The organism is Pseudomonas sp. P4_D7, from assembly GCF_056401755.1.
Map to the genome: position 1 here is coordinate 57861 of NZ_JBFUIR010000045.1, position 16928 is coordinate 74788.

The 16928-nt window shown below is 60.2% G+C and carries 12 protein-coding genes; 6 read left to right on the forward strand and 6 right to left on the reverse strand.

Translation table 11 applies throughout. The features are described 5' to 3' along the window. Nucleotides 1-105 precede the first annotated feature (105 nt). From AC1DVF_RS23335 to AC1DVF_RS23345, 3 genes are all read right to left on the reverse strand, one after another. Entirely contained in the window at nt 106-4575 is a 4470-nt protein-coding gene (locus AC1DVF_RS23335; RefSeq protein WP_477783203.1) for a hemagglutinin repeat-containing protein, read from the reverse strand. Nucleotides 4576-4673: 98 nt separating this feature from the next. After that, nucleotides 4674-6401 carry a ShlB/FhaC/HecB family hemolysin secretion/activation protein gene (locus AC1DVF_RS23340; RefSeq protein ID WP_477783204.1) on the reverse strand — a complete coding sequence of 576 codons (1728 nt, stop codon included), beginning with the start codon at nt 6399-6401 and terminating at the stop codon, nt 4674-4676. 108 nt (nt 6402-6509) lie between these two features. Then, on the reverse strand, nt 6510-7643 hold the full coding sequence (locus AC1DVF_RS23345; protein WP_477783205.1) for an MFS transporter: 1134 nt from the start codon (nt 7641-7643) through the stop codon (nt 6510-6512). A 98-nt stretch (nt 7644-7741) separates the two neighbouring features. Between AC1DVF_RS23345 and AC1DVF_RS23350 the strand changes: the two genes are divergently transcribed. From AC1DVF_RS23350 to AC1DVF_RS23360, 3 genes are all read left to right on the forward strand, one after another. Further along, nucleotides 7742-8506: an AraC family transcriptional regulator gene (locus AC1DVF_RS23350; RefSeq protein ID WP_477783206.1), complete on the forward strand. Its 765-nt coding sequence runs from the start codon at nt 7742-7744 to the stop codon at nt 8504-8506. Between the two features lie 96 nt (nt 8507-8602). Continuing rightward, on the forward strand, nt 8603-9712 hold the full coding sequence (locus AC1DVF_RS23355) for an HlyD family secretion protein (RefSeq protein WP_477783207.1): 1110 nt from the start codon (nt 8603-8605) through the stop codon (nt 9710-9712). Next, the gene (locus tag AC1DVF_RS23360; protein WP_477783208.1) at nt 9709-11301 is read left to right on the forward strand and encodes a DHA2 family efflux MFS transporter permease subunit; all 1593 of its coding nucleotides are present in this window, start codon (nt 9709-9711) and stop codon (nt 11299-11301) included. The genes AC1DVF_RS23355 and AC1DVF_RS23360 overlap by 4 nt, the downstream gene beginning before the upstream one ends. Nucleotides 11302-11380: 79 nt before the next feature. Here AC1DVF_RS23360 and AC1DVF_RS23365 read toward each other — a convergent pair whose 3' ends face one another. Further along, nucleotides 11381-11773 carry a carboxymuconolactone decarboxylase family protein gene (locus AC1DVF_RS23365; protein ID WP_477783209.1) on the reverse strand — a complete coding sequence of 131 codons (393 nt, stop codon included), beginning with the start codon at nt 11771-11773 and terminating at the stop codon, nt 11381-11383. Nucleotides 11774-11959: 186 nt separating this feature from the next. Here AC1DVF_RS23365 and AC1DVF_RS23370 point away from each other — a divergent pair, with 186 nt between their 5' ends. Then, nucleotides 11960-12259, forward strand: coding sequence for a hypothetical protein (locus AC1DVF_RS23370; protein WP_093433811.1), 300 nt, complete (start codon nt 11960-11962; stop codon nt 12257-12259). A 186-nt stretch (nt 12260-12445) separates the two neighbouring features. On the opposite strand, the gene AC1DVF_RS23375 is transcribed toward AC1DVF_RS23370, so the two are convergent. Then, nucleotides 12446-14017 carry a sensor domain-containing diguanylate cyclase gene (locus AC1DVF_RS23375; RefSeq protein ID WP_477783210.1) on the reverse strand — a complete coding sequence of 524 codons (1572 nt, stop codon included), beginning with the start codon at nt 14015-14017 and terminating at the stop codon, nt 12446-12448. A gap of 351 nt (nt 14018-14368) precedes the next feature. After that, a complete protein-coding gene (locus AC1DVF_RS23380) occupies nt 14369-15034 on the reverse strand; it encodes a ribonuclease T2 (protein WP_320337513.1) in 666 nt (221 codons plus the stop codon). 165 nt (nt 15035-15199) lie between these two features. On the opposite strand from AC1DVF_RS23380, the gene AC1DVF_RS23385 reads away from it, so the two are divergent. Continuing rightward, nucleotides 15200-15670 carry a hypothetical protein gene (locus tag AC1DVF_RS23385; protein ID WP_320337512.1) on the forward strand — a complete coding sequence of 157 codons (471 nt, stop codon included), beginning with the start codon at nt 15200-15202 and terminating at the stop codon, nt 15668-15670. A gap of 123 nt (nt 15671-15793) precedes the next feature. Then, the coding region (locus tag AC1DVF_RS23390) for a hypothetical protein (protein ID WP_477783211.1) at nt 15794-16928 on the forward strand (1135 nt) is incomplete at its 3' end.

Here is a 16928-nt window from a genome sequence, read left to right on the forward strand (position 1 = left end):
ACCAGTCACTTACTGCATTGACTGAATGGACGCTTTCGCGAGCAAGCTCGCTCCCACATTGTTCGGTGGTGGATGGCAGATCTGGCACATCCACTACCGTTTGTTTTAGCCTTTTTCGTCGATCCCGGCTTGCAGGGTCTGGGTGTCCAGATGCCCGCTCAGGGTGACCGGGCCGACTTTCAGGTTGCCGTTTTCCAGGGAAACCTTCGGTGCGTTTTCCTCGGTTTTGTGCGGCAGATCCAGGCCCGCTTTCACGCCGTAGTCACGGTTACTCAGATCCGTGCTGCTGACCTTCGAACCACCCAGATCGACCTTCCCTTGCGGCGCCGAAATCCGCGCGCCGGTCAGTTGCGTGGCGCCGCCGACCGCGAGATTCACGCTTTGGTTGGCACTGATCCCGGAGGCCTGCACCACGCTGTCCTTATGCGCGTACTCACCCTGCGCTTTCAGCGTTGGTTTGTAGTCGGTACCGGCAAGTTTCTCCTTGTCACTCGGCGGGTTTTTCTTCGCGGTCAGGCCCAGATCGACATCGACCTTGGCGTGGTTGCTCGAATCTTGACGGCTCTCGACGGTCAAATCACCCGCGACCTTGCCGCTGACAGTTTTCGCGTCAATCCGCGCACCCGCCAGCAGCGCATCAGCGGCGCTGTTCAACACCACGCCTTCAGCCTTGATCTGACTGTTCTGCTGGGTGCTGCCCTGCAGGTAATCCACGCCGACTTTGGCCCCGGCGTTGAAGCCGTGATCGCTGCTGGCCTTCTCATCCTCGGCAGTCGGGGTTTTGCTGCTCAGGTTGCCGCCGGCGTTGAGCGCGACATTCCAGTTATTGCGGTGGTCGGTGGACTGCGCCGATTCCTGGACATAGCCACCCTTCTGCGCGTCGATGCTGACGTTCGATGCGCTGACCTGAGTGCCTTGCAGGTGAATCGAATCACCGCTCAACACGATGCCGTTCTGGCTGTTGATCTGGCCACCGCTGAGGGTCTGCGACTGCTCGTTGACCCGACCGATATTGAAATTGCCGCTCAGATTGCCGCCCTGATCACGACTCTTCTCGCTGCTGGTTTTGCTGCCGCCGCCCTTCAAACCACCGCCGAGATTACTGCCGCTGGCGGTGTGGGTGTCGGTGGCTGCTTGCAGATCAAGTTTGCCGTCGGCGTGCAGATCGATGGTGCCAGCGCTGTCGATTTTCGTGCCTTGCTGCAGCTGATTGCCACCGCTGCTCAACTGCACCGGACCGTTGCCGCTGATGCTCGCAACGTGAGCCTGGGTATCAGTGCTTTGCTTGCCGGTGTGATCGAGCTGGAAACCGGCGCCGAGATCGACGTTGGTGCCATCGGTGCCCGGCAACGTGCCGACCGTCAGCGAGCCAGTTCCGCGCAGGCTGGTGTCATTGCTGGTTTGACGGTCATTGGCTTGATTCAGCGCCAGATCACCACCGGTATTGATGCTCACACCACCCTGCCCGCCATCGAAACGGCTGCCTTCGAACTGCGCATCGTCGCCGATCTTGATGTTCACACCCTGGCTACCGGCATAAGCGCCGACGACGGCGGTGGAATTGTCCTTGCTCGACGCACTGCTACCACCCGCGCCGCTGCCAGCGACGTTCACGTCTTCGCCGGTCTTGGTGTAGACGCGCACGTCGACCTTGGCATCCACCGCGCTGGCACTGCTGTTGTGCGTATTGCTCGCAGCGTCGGCAAGCAGTTTGTCAGCGCTGATGTTCACTTGGCCGGCGCTGGCGTTGTATTGCGTGCCTTGGTCATGCAGCGTGCCAGTGGTTTTCACATCGACGGTGCCGCCATCAAAACGGCTGACCACGGCGTTGCTGCTCTGCTCGGTTTTGCTGGCGTTGCCGTGACCGACCGCAACGTCGATACCGACATTCGGCTGACCGAGGTTGGCCAGTGCGTCCTTGTCCGGCACCTTGCCGTTGAGCACATCCTTGACCGCGCCGGCGATCGGCCGGGCGATGTCCTTGTATTCGACGTTGGCGCCGATATCCGCCGACCAGTTGCTGTCATTGTGCGTGCTGCTGTCAGTGTTGCTGGCGGCACGGTTGTCGATCTCGTTGGCGGCGACGCTCAGACCGTTGCCGGCCCTGAGTTGTGCACCTTCGGTAGCGAGTTTGTCGGCATTGATGGTCAAGCCGCCGCTGCTCTGCACACGGGTGGTTTGCGCGGTGGTTTTGCTGGTGGAATCCTGCGCTGTGCTGTGGGCGAAATCGACGCCGCTGCCAGCACGGTCGAGGCCGCCGGTGTAGTAGAAACCACCGCCGGTGCTGGAGGTGTCGGTGGAGGTTTTGTGGCTGTCAGCTTCGGCCAGCAACGACACGTTTTGGCCGCTCAATGTCGTGTCGCCAGCGGTGGATTTCACCTCTGCGCCTTTGAGCGTAACGTCACCGCCCGCCTTCACCTGCACACTGCCACCGCTGAGGCTGGAGCCCTGCTGGGTGACGTCGTTGCGAGTAACCGTTTGCTGTTTGTCCTCGTAATGAATCCCGGCGCGATACTGCTCTGGCGTTTGCTCTTTGGCGTACGCATCGAAGCCACGGGTTTGCGTGGTGTCGCTGCTGTCGTGAGTGTTCTGCGCGGAATGCACATTGACGTCGCCTGCCGCGTCGGCCGTCAGCGCACCGTCAGCCTTGACCGTCGAGCCAGCCACCTCGATGTCCTTGGCGCTCTTGAGCTTGAGGTTGCTGTCGGACACCAGTTCGCTGCGCACGGTGCTGCTGTCTTTACTGTTCTGCCGCGACTCGTCCTTGGTAATGCCGAAGAATTTGCTGTCCTTGTCGTGGTTGTTGCTGTGCGAGGTGTCCTGCACACCGTCGATCACCAGCGAACCCTTGTCGCTAATCACGCTGGCGTCGCTGCCGCCACGTACCTGGCTGCCGCTGATGCGCACGTCGTCAGCCTTGACGATCAGTTTGCCGGTGGCGTTGATTTTGCTGCCCTGATGCTGGGTTTTGCCCTTGTCGGCATCGCCGGTCTTGCCGAAGAAACCACCGCCGACCAAATCACCCGAATAGCGATTGTCGCTGCTGCGATTAGTCCGTGTGGCGGTGCTGATTTCCACTTGTTTGCCGGCCAGTTGCAGGTCGCCGGAACTGGTCAACTCGGCGCCTTCGGAGCGCAATAATGCGGCGGTTTGCAGGGCGATATTGCCGGCCTTCAACTGGCTGGTGACGCTGCGCTGTTCTTCGCTGCTGCTGTTCCAGTCGGCTTTCCACAGGTGTTTGCGGTGGTTGCCTTGATCGGTCTGCGTATGGCTTTCGGTAGCGGCAGTCAGGCGCAGATCGCCAGCGCTTTGCACGCTCAGATTATTCGCGGCTTCGACTTTCGCGGCTTTCAGTTCGGTGTCTTTGCCGGACGACAACTTGGCGTCGCGGCTGGCAATAATCTGGCTGCCGTGCTGACGCGATTCGCTATCGGTCTGGGTACGGTCGTAGGTTTCCCAGGTGATGCCGATGGTGCTGTTGTTCCAGTTTTCGCGCTTTTCCTGAAGCCTGCGGCTTTCGACCGTGGACAAAGTCAGGTTGCGTTTCGCCTCGACGGTGACGTCGCGAGCGCTGACATCGGCAGCGGCCAACGTCAGATCCTTGCCGCTGTGCAAGCCGACGTCGCCCTGACTACTGCGGATACCGGCGCGGGTCACGTCGAGGCTGTTGGCCACGGCTTCACCGCTGACACTGAGGTCACCGGCCGAGCGAATCTGCACGCCGTCACGCCCGGCGACTTGCACCGCGCCCACCCGCACGCCGGCACCTTCGGCGGTGCTGACAATATTGATGCGCCCGGCCTGCATCGCGCCGAACAGGCTGGCGTCGATGCGTTGATCGCCGGTGTTGCCCGCCGGATCCACGGCTTTCACCTGGCCGCTGGCGTAGTCGACCTGATTGCGCCCGACCGTGAGGTTCAATTGATCACGCGCAGTGATCGCGCCCTGACTGTCGATACGCGGCGCGATGAGGTTGATCGAGCCCTCGCCGTTGCGCAGGCCACCGCCATGAATCTGCAACTGACCGCTGGCATCGCGGCTGTTCAGACTTTGCAGTTTGCCGTCATTCAGTTCCGGGCGACCGACCACCAGATTAGCGTTCGGCGTGTTGATGAAACTGCCGCCATTGACCGAGATGCCGTTGGGGTTGGCCAGCACATAATCGGCTGCGCGGCCGAAGATTTCCTGCGCACCGTTGATCGCGGACGGATTGCGACTGATCACTTCGTTGAGGATCACGCTCGCCGCTTGGCCTTGCAGTTGCGGGTTGGCCGCCAGTTGCCCGGCCAGTTGCGATTGCCCGGCCTGCAAGGCGTTGTTCAGCACCAGGCCCTGGCGGTCGACGTTGTAGTCGAGGAACTGGTTGTGCGACAGGCCCGAACCGTTGGGCGCGACGATGTTGACGATGGGCACACCGCCCTGGGTCTGCAATTGCGCGGTGCCGCCGGGCCCCGGTGCGACCACGACGCCGCCGGCCATCGCGCTCGGCAGGTGCACGGCGAAGAACAGGCTGGCAATCGCCCAGCGCAATTTGCCCCGAGGGGAAAGATGAAATGCAAAGGTGTGTGCTGGCATAAAAACGTCTCCATGTGAGTACGGCATCACGTCGCGCGTTTAGTCTTTGGCCGTGGCTGACGCGCTCAGATCCGACGGCTGTTTATTCACTGCGTTGTTCAGATTTGCAGGCCCACGCGCATCAGCCAGGTTTCAGGCTCGTGCTGCAGACCGTTCGGGGTGTTGAGGGCGCGCTGGTAATCGACGTCCACTTGCAGGTTCTTCCAGCCCAGATTCAGACCGACACTGGCACCGCTCAGGCGTTGCCCCTGCGCACCGTGATCTGCCTTGATCCAGCCGTGGTCGAGGCCCACCCGCGGGGTGATCTGCAGCGGCCACTCGCTGCGCAGCGGCAGGCGCAAGGTGTTGCGCCAGATCGCGCCGCTGGCGCCGGAGGCACTGCTGACCCGATAGCCGCGCACCGCCGAGTCGTCGGTGCCGAGCAACTGTTCGATGGCCGGCAACGGGTCCGGGCTGTACTGCAAATTGAGTTGGCTCTGCCATTGCCAGGCCTGCGCGCCGAACTGACCGTTACGCCATTGGCTGAGGCCGGCGCGGTACTTACGAAACTGCGCTCTGGGCAGGTTATTGATCTGATGTTGTGAGTCATCGTCGGCGCCAAACCAGCGCAAGCCTTGGGCGTAATTGACGTCAAGGTTCCACACCGCGCGGTCGAGCCAGAACAGATTGAGCCCGGCCTCGGCCACGGTCAGGGTCGGGCTTTGAATGCCAAGGCGAACGTCTTGCAAGTAGCTGTCGACATCTTTGTGCGCCAGTTGCAGGTTGGCGCTGAGCTGACGGCTCTGGTCGCGCCACAACACACGGTCAGCGCGCAGGCTGACCTGATCGGTGATGCCCGTGCTATGAAAGGTCACGCTCGGCAGTTTGAACGGCGCGCGATATTCGGCGTGACTGGCGAACACGCTGTAGGTCCAGTAGCCGTAAGGGATCGCGTAATACAGGCTGGCATTGCGGCTGTAGCGGTCACCCTGATTGAGGGTGTCGCTGGCACTGAGACTCAACAAGTCGTTGAGTTGCAGTGGGCTGTCGAGGCTCAGGCTGACGGTGTCGCGATCACGTCCAGTGCTGGCGCTGCCGAGGTTGTCGAACCCCGCGTTCAAGGCCCAGCGCGAGTGCGCAGAGGTGCGCGACCGCAGGATGATCCGCGAGGCACCGGGCTGGCTGCCGGGGGCGATGTCGGCGGTGAGATCGATCGAGCGCAGACGATTCAACTGGTCCAGTCCCTGCTCCAGATCGCGCAGATTCAGCGGCTCGCCGAGCATGTCTGGAAACGCGCCTCCGAGCGACACCGGCAGGCTCTGATCGGCCAGTTCGATGGACTCGATGTAGCCTTCGTCAATGCGGATATCCAGCGACTGCCCCGCTGCCGGTGCGCTGAGCAGATACGGACGACTGGCGATGTAACCCTTGTCGACGTAGATCGCGGTGATGGTGGCCAGCAGATGATTGATCTGGCCGACGCCCATGCACGGCGCCAACAACGGTTTGATCTGCGCGTTGAGCTGGTCGCTGTCGATCAGCGTGACGCCGCCGATGCGCGCACCGCTCAACGGCCAGCAACGTTCATCGGGGGAGACGGTTGGCGGAATGGCCGGAGTGACCGGCGCTGGGCCGAACGCGCCGCGTTCCAGTTGCCGCTTTCTTTGCTCAAGTTGCAGTTGTTGCAGATCGCGCTGCTGCTGTTGCTGCTGGCGCAGCACTTCCTGGCCCGGCGCGACAGGTTCGGCAGCTTCAATCGAGGAGGCACAGACACTCAACACAAAGGCCGACAACAGCGGGCAGCGCGTGGAACAACGACGAAAAACAGCGCGAAACGGAAACGGCACGCAACTTCCTTGCGATCATAAAATGGCGTAATGCCATGTCATCAATGATCGTGATAGTCGGAGCCATCCCACACAAAAGCAAGACGCTTCCTACAGCGCTTACATTTCTTAAACAATTGCTTTGCCTGGCTTTATTGTCAGCAGCAAGGCCACGGCGCTGCACGTTATCAGGGTTTCCCCGAGGGCCTGAAACCAGCCGGCGAGCATCAGCCCGGCGCCGATCAGCAGGTAATACATCAAGCCCAACAACGCCCCGGCAGTGCCCAATCGATCAGCGTAATCGGCCAGGGCCGAACCGAGAATGTTCGGGATCGCCAAGCCGAACGCCAATACCACCAACAGCATCGGCAGGACGAACGCGACACTGTTCTGCAGCGACCACACGCCCACACCGCCGAGCAAGGCGATGCCAGCCGCGAGGCGAATCAACTGCAATGCCTTGAACCCGAGCGTCAATAAGCGCCGGTTCAGCCATGCTCCAAAACCTGAGCCCAGCGCGAGGATCACACCGCTGTAGCCGAACCCGCTGGCTTCCACGCCCAGCCGCTGAAACATGAACGGAGCGAGGCTGTAATAGCTGAACAGCGACACGTTGAATGAGGCGATCCACAGCGCCGAACGCCAGATTCCCGGGTCACGCAACATGCACCCGAGGGTTTCGAACAGACCGACATGGCACGTTGGCTGGGACCGGGTTTCCGCCAAGGTGTACCAACTCCACAGCCACAACAGCGTTGCCAACAACAGCAACGCGCCAAGCACACCGCGATAACCGAAGGCCTGAACCAGACTGGCCCCCGTGAACAAGCCAAGCGCCGGGCTGGCCGCCAACGCGATGCCCACCAACGAAAACACCTGGGCCAGTTCGGCGCCCTTGAAGCGGTCGCGCAACACGGTTTGCGTAACCACCGAGCCCACCGCCGCACCGAACGCCGCCAGCATCTGCGCCAACAACAAGCCGTTAAAACTGCTGACCCGCAGGCCTAAAAGCGTGGCAATTGCATAGATGGCCAGGCCCGCCAGCATCGCCGGGCGCCGACCGATGCGATCACAAAAACGTCCCCACACCACCACCCCGACGGCAAACGCGAGGAAATACACGGATAACGTCTGCGCGGCAGCTTGCGGGCCAACATTAAACACGCGCCCGATATCACCGAGCGCCGGGCTGTACAGGGTTTGCGCGATCTGCGGAAACATCAGCAACGCAATCGCCAGCCACAAGAAATTTCTACGGTTCATTCTTCATCACTCCTCGTATAAACCGCCGAGGAGTTTAAGAATCGGTGAGTGGCGTATTATCGAAACCCTGCCAACTAATCGCTGAAATCGGACAATCCATGGCCTGGCTAGATGCCCACGCAACCTTTGACGCTGATCGCTTTCACGCCCCCGTGATAGGCATCGCTTCGACCCTGGGCGATCACGACTCCGGTCTGCACCATCATCAACGCGGGCAACTGCTGTACACGCGACAGGGCTGCACACGGATTACCCTCGCGCAGCAACTGTGTCTGCTGCCGCCGTCGCGGGCGGCGTGGATTCCACCGGGTGTCAGCCATCGCGCGGTGATGCAGCAAAGCGTCGACTACCGCTCGATCTACCTGATCCCCGAGCTGTGCAGCGCATTGCCGCAGCAGGTCTGCGTGATTGCAGTCAGCCCGTTGTTGCGTGCGGTGCTGGAACCGATGGCGCTGGCCGATTTCGCCACCGATTGGCAGCAGGGCAAATTCGCCCACCTGCTCGGCCTGTGCCTGAGCGAAATCGCTGAAGCGGCGCAGCAACCGATGCTGTTGCCGTTACCCCAGGACAAACGCTTGGCGCCTCTGCTGAAAACGCCCGAACAACTGCCTCCGGAACTGCAAGTGCTGGAACAACAGATCGGCGCCAGCCGCCGTACCATCGGGCGGATCTTCCAGCGCGAAACCGGCATGAGTTATCAGCAATGGCGCCAGCAGTGGCGTCTGATGCGCGCCATGGAATTGCTCGCCACTGGGCGCAGCATCAGCTATTGCGCCTTCGAATCGGGTTTTGCCAGCGACAGCGCCTTTATCGCCTTCTTCAAATCCATGACCGGCAGTACTCCGGGCCACTGGCTCAAATGAGCAACTGACGATCGGCGGCAGAAATCATTTGCGACTAAATATTACCTGCGTCATATTACAGCCGTAATAACGATCCGTTTGCGCAGGTAATCCGCCATGACCAGCATGCCCACTCTCGAACCTGTTGTGGTGAAGACCAAGCCGCCCCTGTTTAAACGTCTGCTGCTTCCCGGCGCTGGTTTGCTCGCGTTGATCTTTGCCAGTGTCTACGCCGTGCATTGGTGGGGCGCCGGGCGTTTTCTTGAAGAAACCGACGATGCCTATATCGGTGGCGACGTCACGGTGATCGGGCCGAAAGTTGCCGGTTACATCGATGAAGTGCTGGTCAGCGACAACCAGCACGTCAAGGCCGGCGACGTGTTGATCCGCCTCGACGCCCGCGACTATCGCGCCAATCTGGCCAAAGCTGAAGGCGCCGTCGCTGCCGAAGAGGCGCTGCTGGCCAACCTCGACGCCACCGAACAACTGCAACAAGCTGTGATCGGTCAGGCCCGCGCCGGCATCGATGCCGCCGGTGCGGAAACCGCACGTTCGCGCGATGACAACGCACGCTACAAACGCTTGGTGACGACCAATGCCGTGTCCGTGGAAAGCGCACAACGCGCCGACGCCACCTTCAAAACCGCGCAAGCCCTGAGCGCCCGCGCCCAGGCCGAACTGCTTGCCGCGCAACGTCAACTCGCGGTCATCGAAACCCAGAAACAGCAGGCGCGTGCCGCCCTCCAGCAAGCGCGCGCCGAACGTGATCTGGCGCAACTGAACCTCGGCTACACCGAACTGCGCGCACCGGTTGATGGGGTGATCGGCAATCGTCGCGCCCGGGTTGGCGCCTACGCTCAGGCCGGTTCGCAGCAACTGTCGGTGGTGCCGGCCAGCGGCTTGTGGGTCGATGCCAACTTCAAGGAAGACCAATTGGCGCGGATGAAACCCGGCCAGCGCGTGAGCATCCGCGCCGACGTGCTGTCCGGTCAGGAATTCCACGGTCGCCTCGACAGCCTCGCCCCCGCTACCGGCTCGCAATTCAGTGTGCTGCCGCCGGAAAACGCCACCGGCAACTTCACCAAAATCGTCCAGCGCGTGCCGGTGCGCATTCTCCTCGACCCGGCGGACGGCGTTCTCGGCCACTTGCGTCCGGGGCTGTCGGTGACGGCAGAAGTCGACACCCGCGCACAACCGGAAACCAGCACCGTGGCCGTCGCGCCATGAGCACCGCCCTCGCCGCTCCTGCACAGCCATTCAACGCGGCAGACATGGCGACCGCGACCAAGGTGTTTGCCTTCGCGACGATGTGCATCGGCATGTTCATCGCGCTGCTGGATATCCAGATTGTCTCGGCGTCGCTGCGCGATATTGGCGGCGGACTGTCTGCCGGCACCGACGAAACCGCGTGGGTGCAGACCAGTTACCTGATCGCTGAAATCATCGTGATTCCGCTGTCGGGCTGGCTCTCGCGCGTGTTCTCGACGCGCTGGTTGTTTTGCGCCTCGGCGGTCGGTTTCACCCTCGCCAGCCTGCTCTGCGGCGTGGCCTGGAACATCCAGAGCATGATTGCCTTTCGCGCGCTGCAAGGTTTTCTCGGCGGCTCGATGATCCCGCTGGTGTTCACCACGGCGTTCTTTTTCTTCACCGGCAAACAACGGGTGATCGCCGCCGCGACCATCGGCGCGGTCGCGTCTTTGGCGCCGACAATGGGGCCGGTGATCGGTGGCTGGATCACTGATATTTCCTCGTGGCACTGGTTGTTCTACATCAACCTGGTGCCGGGGATTTTCGTCGCTGTAGCGGTACCGATGCTGGTGAAAATCGATCAGCCGGAACTGTCGCTACTCAAAGGCGCGGACTATCTGAGCATGGTGTTTCTCGCGCTGTTTCTTGGCTGCCTGGAATACACCCTCGAAGAAGGCCCGCGCTGGAACTGGTTCAGCGACCAGACCATTCTGACCACGGCGTGGATCAGCGGCCTCGCGGGATTGGCCTTCATCGGCCGGACCTTGCACGTGGCCAATCCGATCGTTGATCTGCGCGCCTTGAAGGATCGCAATTTCGCCCTCGGCTGCTTCTTTTCGTTTGTCACCGGCATCGGCCTGTTCGCGACGATTTACCTGACGCCGCTGTTCCTCGGCCGGGTACGCGGCTACAGCGCGCTGGACATTGGTCTGGCGGTTTTCTCCACTGGCGTGTTCCAGATCATGGCGATTCCGCTGTATGCCTTTTTGGCCAATCGCATGGACCTGCGCTGGATCATGATGATCGGTCTGGGTTTGTTCGCGGTGTCGATGTGGGAGTTCAGCCCGATCACCCACGACTGGGGTGCGGGGCAATTGATGCTGCCGCAAGCGTTGCGCGGGATTGCCCAGCAACTGGCGGTGCCGCCAGCGGTGACGTTGACTTTGGGTGGGTTGGCGCCCGCACGTTTGAAGCATGCTTCGGGTCTGTTCAACCTGATGCGCAATCTGGGCGGGGCGATTGGTATTGCGGCGTGCGCGACCATTCTCAACGACCGCACCAACCTGCACTTCACGCGGTTGGCCGAACACTTGAACAGCAGCAATGAAGCGATGAATCAGTGGCTGTCACAGGTCGGCGGCAACCTTGCAGCGCTGGGCCAGAGCGGCGACGTCGGTGTCACCGCCAGCCTGCGCCAGTTGTGGCTGCTGACCTACCGCGAGGCGCAGACGCAAACCTACGGCGACACCTTTCTGATGATCGGGGCGTGCTTCGTTATCGCCACGGCGATGGTGCCCTTGATGCGCAAGGTGCAACCACCGGCGGCGCCGAGTGCGGATGGGCATTGATCACTATTTTCTGGCCATGCCCAGTTCCCTTGTGGGAGCGAGCCTGCTCGCGAAGGCGTCGTGTCAGTCACCATGGTTGTTATCTGACACTGATCGCCACGGTCAAATCGACCATTTCTTTCGGCGTGAATTGCGCCGCAACCACGTCGTAATCTTCGTCCGGTGCGTGGGTCAGGCTCAGTTGGGTCAGCGATTCGGTCCACAGCAGCGCGGCGCGTTCGCGGTCGCTGAAGAACGGCGCTTCCCGCCAAGCGGTGACCGCGAACAAACGGCGCGGGGTTTCGCCGCCCTTGATCGCATCGGTGGTGTGCATGTCGATGCAGAACGCGCAGCCGTTGATTTGCGAAGCGCGCAGTTTCACCAGTTCGATCAGGGTCTTTTCCAGCGGCAGTTTGGACACCGCCGTTTCCAAAGCCATCATCGCTTTCAAGGCGTCTGGGGAAGCGGTGTAGAAATCGGCACGAGGTTGCATGGTAGCTCCGGGTAGCAAGTGAATGTGTGGTTACGTTAGCCCTCACACCCGGTCCGGCAAATAGCCAATATTGCCGAAGATCAGGAGGCCACTCGGTTTCGCTGCTGACCGCTCGTCAGCCACCCGGCACCAAGGGTTCTGCGCGTCAGACCAATATCAGGTACAGACCCCTTGTGGAGACGGATCATGATCACGCGCAAACTCACTTCGCTATTACTCGCCGGGCTGCTGGCCACGGCATCGACCGCGAGCTTCGCCGTCAACGACGGCGCTGACGCTACCGGCACCAAATCCGGCGGACCGACCAGCACCACCACGCCGCCAGATAACACGCCGGGGGCGCCTTCCGGTGGCAGCGGGTCTTCGGGGATGGGTTCCGGGACTGGCACCAATGGTGGCGCGAGCGGTTCTGGTTCGGGGGCTGGCGGCGGCACAGGTTCGGCAGGTGGCGGGACTGGCGGTGCGGGCGGTGGCACGGGCGGCTGAACGAACAAGAGCCATCCGTGGTGAAAACCCTTGATTGTTTGGGTATTCACATAACCTTGGCCTGATGAAAATCCCTGTGGGAGCGAGCTTGCTCGCGAAGGCGGTGGATCAGCCAACATTTTCATCGCCTGACACTGCGCTTTCGCGAGCAAGCTCGCTCCCACAGGGTTTGTGTCAGCGTATGGATCAGCGATCGGAGCGCATCAATTCGGCCAGGCCGCTGTCCAGCGACAACACTGCCGCACGATTACGCCCGGCATTTTTCGCCTGATACAGCGCCGCATCGGCGCGCTGGATAAACACTTCCAGGCTGTCATTGCCGCTCGGGATAAATGAATAGCAGCCCAGACTCACCGTCAGATAACCGGTCGGCGAGCCGCTATGGGTGATGTGCTTGTCGATCACGCTGCGTCGAATCTGCCCGGCAATTGCCAACGCGCCGTTGATGTCGGTGTCCGGCAACAGCACCGCAAACTCCTCGCCACCGTAACGTACTGCCAGATCGGATTTGCGCTGACAGCACGCCCGCAGCACCTGAGCAACCTGGGTCAGACAGTGATCCCCGGCGACGTGGCCATAGGCGTCGTTGTAGCGTTTGAAGAAATCGATATCGAGCATGATCAGGCTGACCGGACTGACCTGCCGCGCGCCCCGGGCAAATTCGATCTCCAGCGAACGCTCGAACAAACGTCGATTGGCCAATCCGGTCAGGCTGTCGTGGGTCGCAATCTGCTCCAGTGCGCGCTGGGCCTTGCGCAGGTTTTTTTCGATCCGTTCGCCGTCGCGCACTTGGTGAATGAACACCCAGCCAAACAGGCCGACGCCGAGAATCACCAGCGCGACAATCACACTCGACTGGAACGCACGCTCGTACCAGCCCTTGAGAATCGTGTCGCGCGAGGTCGCAGACGACACCACCAACGGATACGCCGACAAGCGTCGATAACCGTACAAACGCACAACACCATCGACCACCGAATTGATCATCGCCGTGCCGGCCGCCGCCTCGGGCAGCAACGTACGATAAATCCGTCCTTGCGCCAGCGACGTGCCGATCAGGCTCTCATCAAACGGACGGCGGGCAAGCAAAGTGCCGTCGCTCAAGCCAAGAAACATGATGCCTTGGTCATCGAGGCTGAAGCTTTCGAAGAAGCGGTCGAAGTACGACATCTTGATCCCGGCCAGCAACACACCCTGAAAATTGCCGGCGTGATCATTGACGCGTTTGGAAATCGGGATGATCCACTCGCCGTTCTCGCGGCTGCGAATCGCCGGGCCGATGTGCGCCAGCGTCGAAGCGTTCTGTTGGTGGAATTTGAAATACTCGCGGTCCGCCACGCCATTGCCACGGGGCAGATCAGTAAACGAGGTAATCACCCACTGCCCATCACGATCGAACAGGAACATGCCGTGCAGCTGATCGAGTTGCTGCACGCGCCGGGCGAAGGTTCTMTGCAGACGCGGCTTCTGCGCGGCGCCGTAACCGTCCTCCTGAATCCAGTCGACCAGGCTGGTCATCACCAGATCGGCAGCCAGGAAGGTGTCCTCGGCCTGCTGGGCCATCGCCCGGGTCAGGTTGCTCGACGCGACTTTTGCCACCGCCAGATCCTGGCGTCGCGACTGCTCCAGTTGCAGGTACAGCAAACCGGACAGGCACAACCCCACCGCAACGATAAACAGCACAGCCGCTTTGCGTAGCGGCAGGCGTTTAAGGGTGCCTCCGGGGGCCTGATGTGGATCGTGAATGGGGATAGGCAAAAGCAAGTCCTGGGCAGGTACGACAAGGGCGCCAGCAGGGAAACCCTTATGTTTGTGAGCGTAGCCCACCGGAATCTACGGGGCAAACGCCCCGCTCCCGCCCAGGTATATCGGCGCGCAGCGAATTTGGATGATCGCTGTTCGCAGATTTATTTTCGATGCCTCTTTAGGGTTAGTCAGTTGTGAAGGCGTGTGAGCAGTTTGCAGCGCGGTCTGGTGGAGTTTTTGCGTGGGGAGTTGGGGGTGGATGCGCGGGAATTGACCTGATGACCCAGGCCTGTCGAAACCCTGTGGCGAGAGAGCTTGCTCGCTCGCCACAAGTTTAGTGTTCAGCCGATCAGTTCTGGCACATCAACGCGACGGCGGCACGCGAATATCCCCCGCCCGGCACTGGGTTTTCACGCCCTTGCCACACGCGCCGAACTGCAAATCCTTGCCCATGCACACACGCACTTCCGACAGTTCCGGGCCGCTGCAAATGACAGCGATGCCATCTGCCGGGATCCCCGGGTTGGCCTTGCGGAACAGGTCGGCAATTTCCTGAGCTTCGAAGTAATAGGAGCTGCTGAACGGTTGCAGTTCCTGCGGGATTTTCACCGCCGCCACCGCTTTGTCCGCTTCATCCAGATAGCCCATCGCGCCGAGGCCGCTGCAGGTGCCGTGCTTGGACCATTCGTGGTCGAGCAGTTTTTTGGTCGGGAACAGCGTCAGGCCCTGGCTGGTTTGCGCCGCGTTCAGCGTGGTCAGCGGTGGACAGGACTCCGGCCAGCCACCCTTGGCGTATTGCGGCCACAAACCGTGAAGCACGAAGCCGTAGCCCTTGCCCGTGCACTGCGAGTCATCTTTGTGCGTCAAACAAAAGGTCGGCGACCAGGACAGCGCCAGCAGGTAGTAATCGAACACCCCCGCCACCGATTCTGCCTGGGCCTTGCTGGACTGTGACTGGCGCGCCGAACTCAAACCGATGCTACCGGCCGTCAGCGCAATCACCGCCAAAATTGTAAACAGCTTTTTCATGTACCCACTCCTTTGGGACGCCTGCGTCCATGGTTTTTGATCCTGACCGACTTGGCCAGCGCTGATTTCGACACGCTTGTGTTGCAAGCGCATGACGCAAGGCAAAGCCGTACGCCGTTGAAAGGTCTACGATTAACAGGCAGCCACCAAACCAAGGGAACCAAAATGAGTAAAGCAGACGAACTCGCCGCCAAACTCAAACAAACCCGGCATACCCACGCGGATGCGGCACTGGAAATCGATTGCTGGCCTGCTCAGGTGTATGACTTGTACCACCGCATTGAGGCGTGGTTGCAGCCCGTCACCGAAGTAGGACTGAAGATTCGGCGAAATCCTACGCATGTTTGCGAAACTTCACCGGATTGTGAGGCGCATGACTACGCAATTGATCAACTGGTGATCGAGGCCAATGATCGAAGCCTGACATTCGATCCCATTGCGCGGTTTACCGAGGATGGCGCCGGGCGGGTGCAGATCATCCCGTCAGCCACGGACACCTATCTGCTGCGTACCGTGGATGAGCACGGTGAAAGCCATTGGTGGATGCAGTCGATTGAAACCGGGCAGCAGTTGGATGCCATTGCGCTGACGGAAAATAATCTGTTGTTGGCGGTGCAGGAAGGATTGGGGCTTTAAATTCTTTCCATCACGAACAACTCAGAAAAACAGACCAATTGCATTGAATGGCCGGATTTCTAAAGAAATCTGGCCATTTGTCGTTACAGAACCACCAATCAAACCCGATGGAATCTTGATCGCATGGATGCTTCGCCCGCACCAACGTTTACGCAGTTCTTCAAACGCAATTTCAAACGCGTTCTTGATTACTGGAGCCAGATCACCGTCACTCTGGGCTTTCTCGGCGCGGGGTTGGCAATCCTTGGGCTATACGTCTACACCCGGACAATTGGTCGTACTGACCTTTTCCTGGCAGGCAGCGATGCCAAGTCAGCCCTTGCTATCTGGCTGTTACTGATCGTGCTGATCATGGTGGGCTACCTCGGCGTACTCTCCGCCAGCGCATGGTTCTACGGAATCACCGTTTCGATGTTCGAAAAAGTGCCAAAAAGGCACAAACAAATCGCTGCCTTTTTGCTGCTTCCTATGTGTTTTGGCTTTGGTACCTTCATTTCTCTGCTTTTCAAGTTCCCGAACACATTCAGCGCCGCAGGTTCGATGCTGTTTGTTTTTTCCTTGACCCTGCTGGTCTACTTCGCACTTTTCCTGCTCAAACGCTTTCGAAAGATCTTCAACAAAAACACCCGGCGAATGGGTGGCTGGAAGAAAAACGGGTTCCGACTCTTGATCGGTAGCATGATCGGCTTTGCCGTTCTGTGTGCGTCCCTCCCCACATTGCTGATTATCTCGACCTACGTCGGCGAAGATAACGCGAAAGCGGTAGTGGTTGTCGGGGTGTTTTCCCTCGGCACACTCATTTTCAGTCTCCTTCCCGTTTTCATTTTTTACATCAGCAAAGGTCATGTCTTTGCGCGTATCGCTTATGGAATCGCAACAGCACTGGTTCTGTTCAGCGGGTTTCTTCTTTTATCGCCAGGTGCAATGCCAAGCATCACCTACGCGGCTGCTGGAAATCTGGCGATTCGTCAGCAGCCAGCGCGATTCATACTTGACGAAAACATCAGCCTGGACGATCTGGATAACAGACTGTGGCGAACCACACTCAATGAAAAACAAAAGATCGAAGTCACGGCGTTTCCATTGTTCACCTTTGGCGACATCTTGCTGTTGTGCAGCAGAGACCTGCAGCGTTTGAACCTCTATGAATTGCCTCGCTACACACACTTTTGCATCGCCACACGTAACAGCAAGGTCACTCAGAAACCGTTGCGTCCAGGGGTTGCGCCGCTACTCAGCTGGCAGCAGCGTGCTGAAC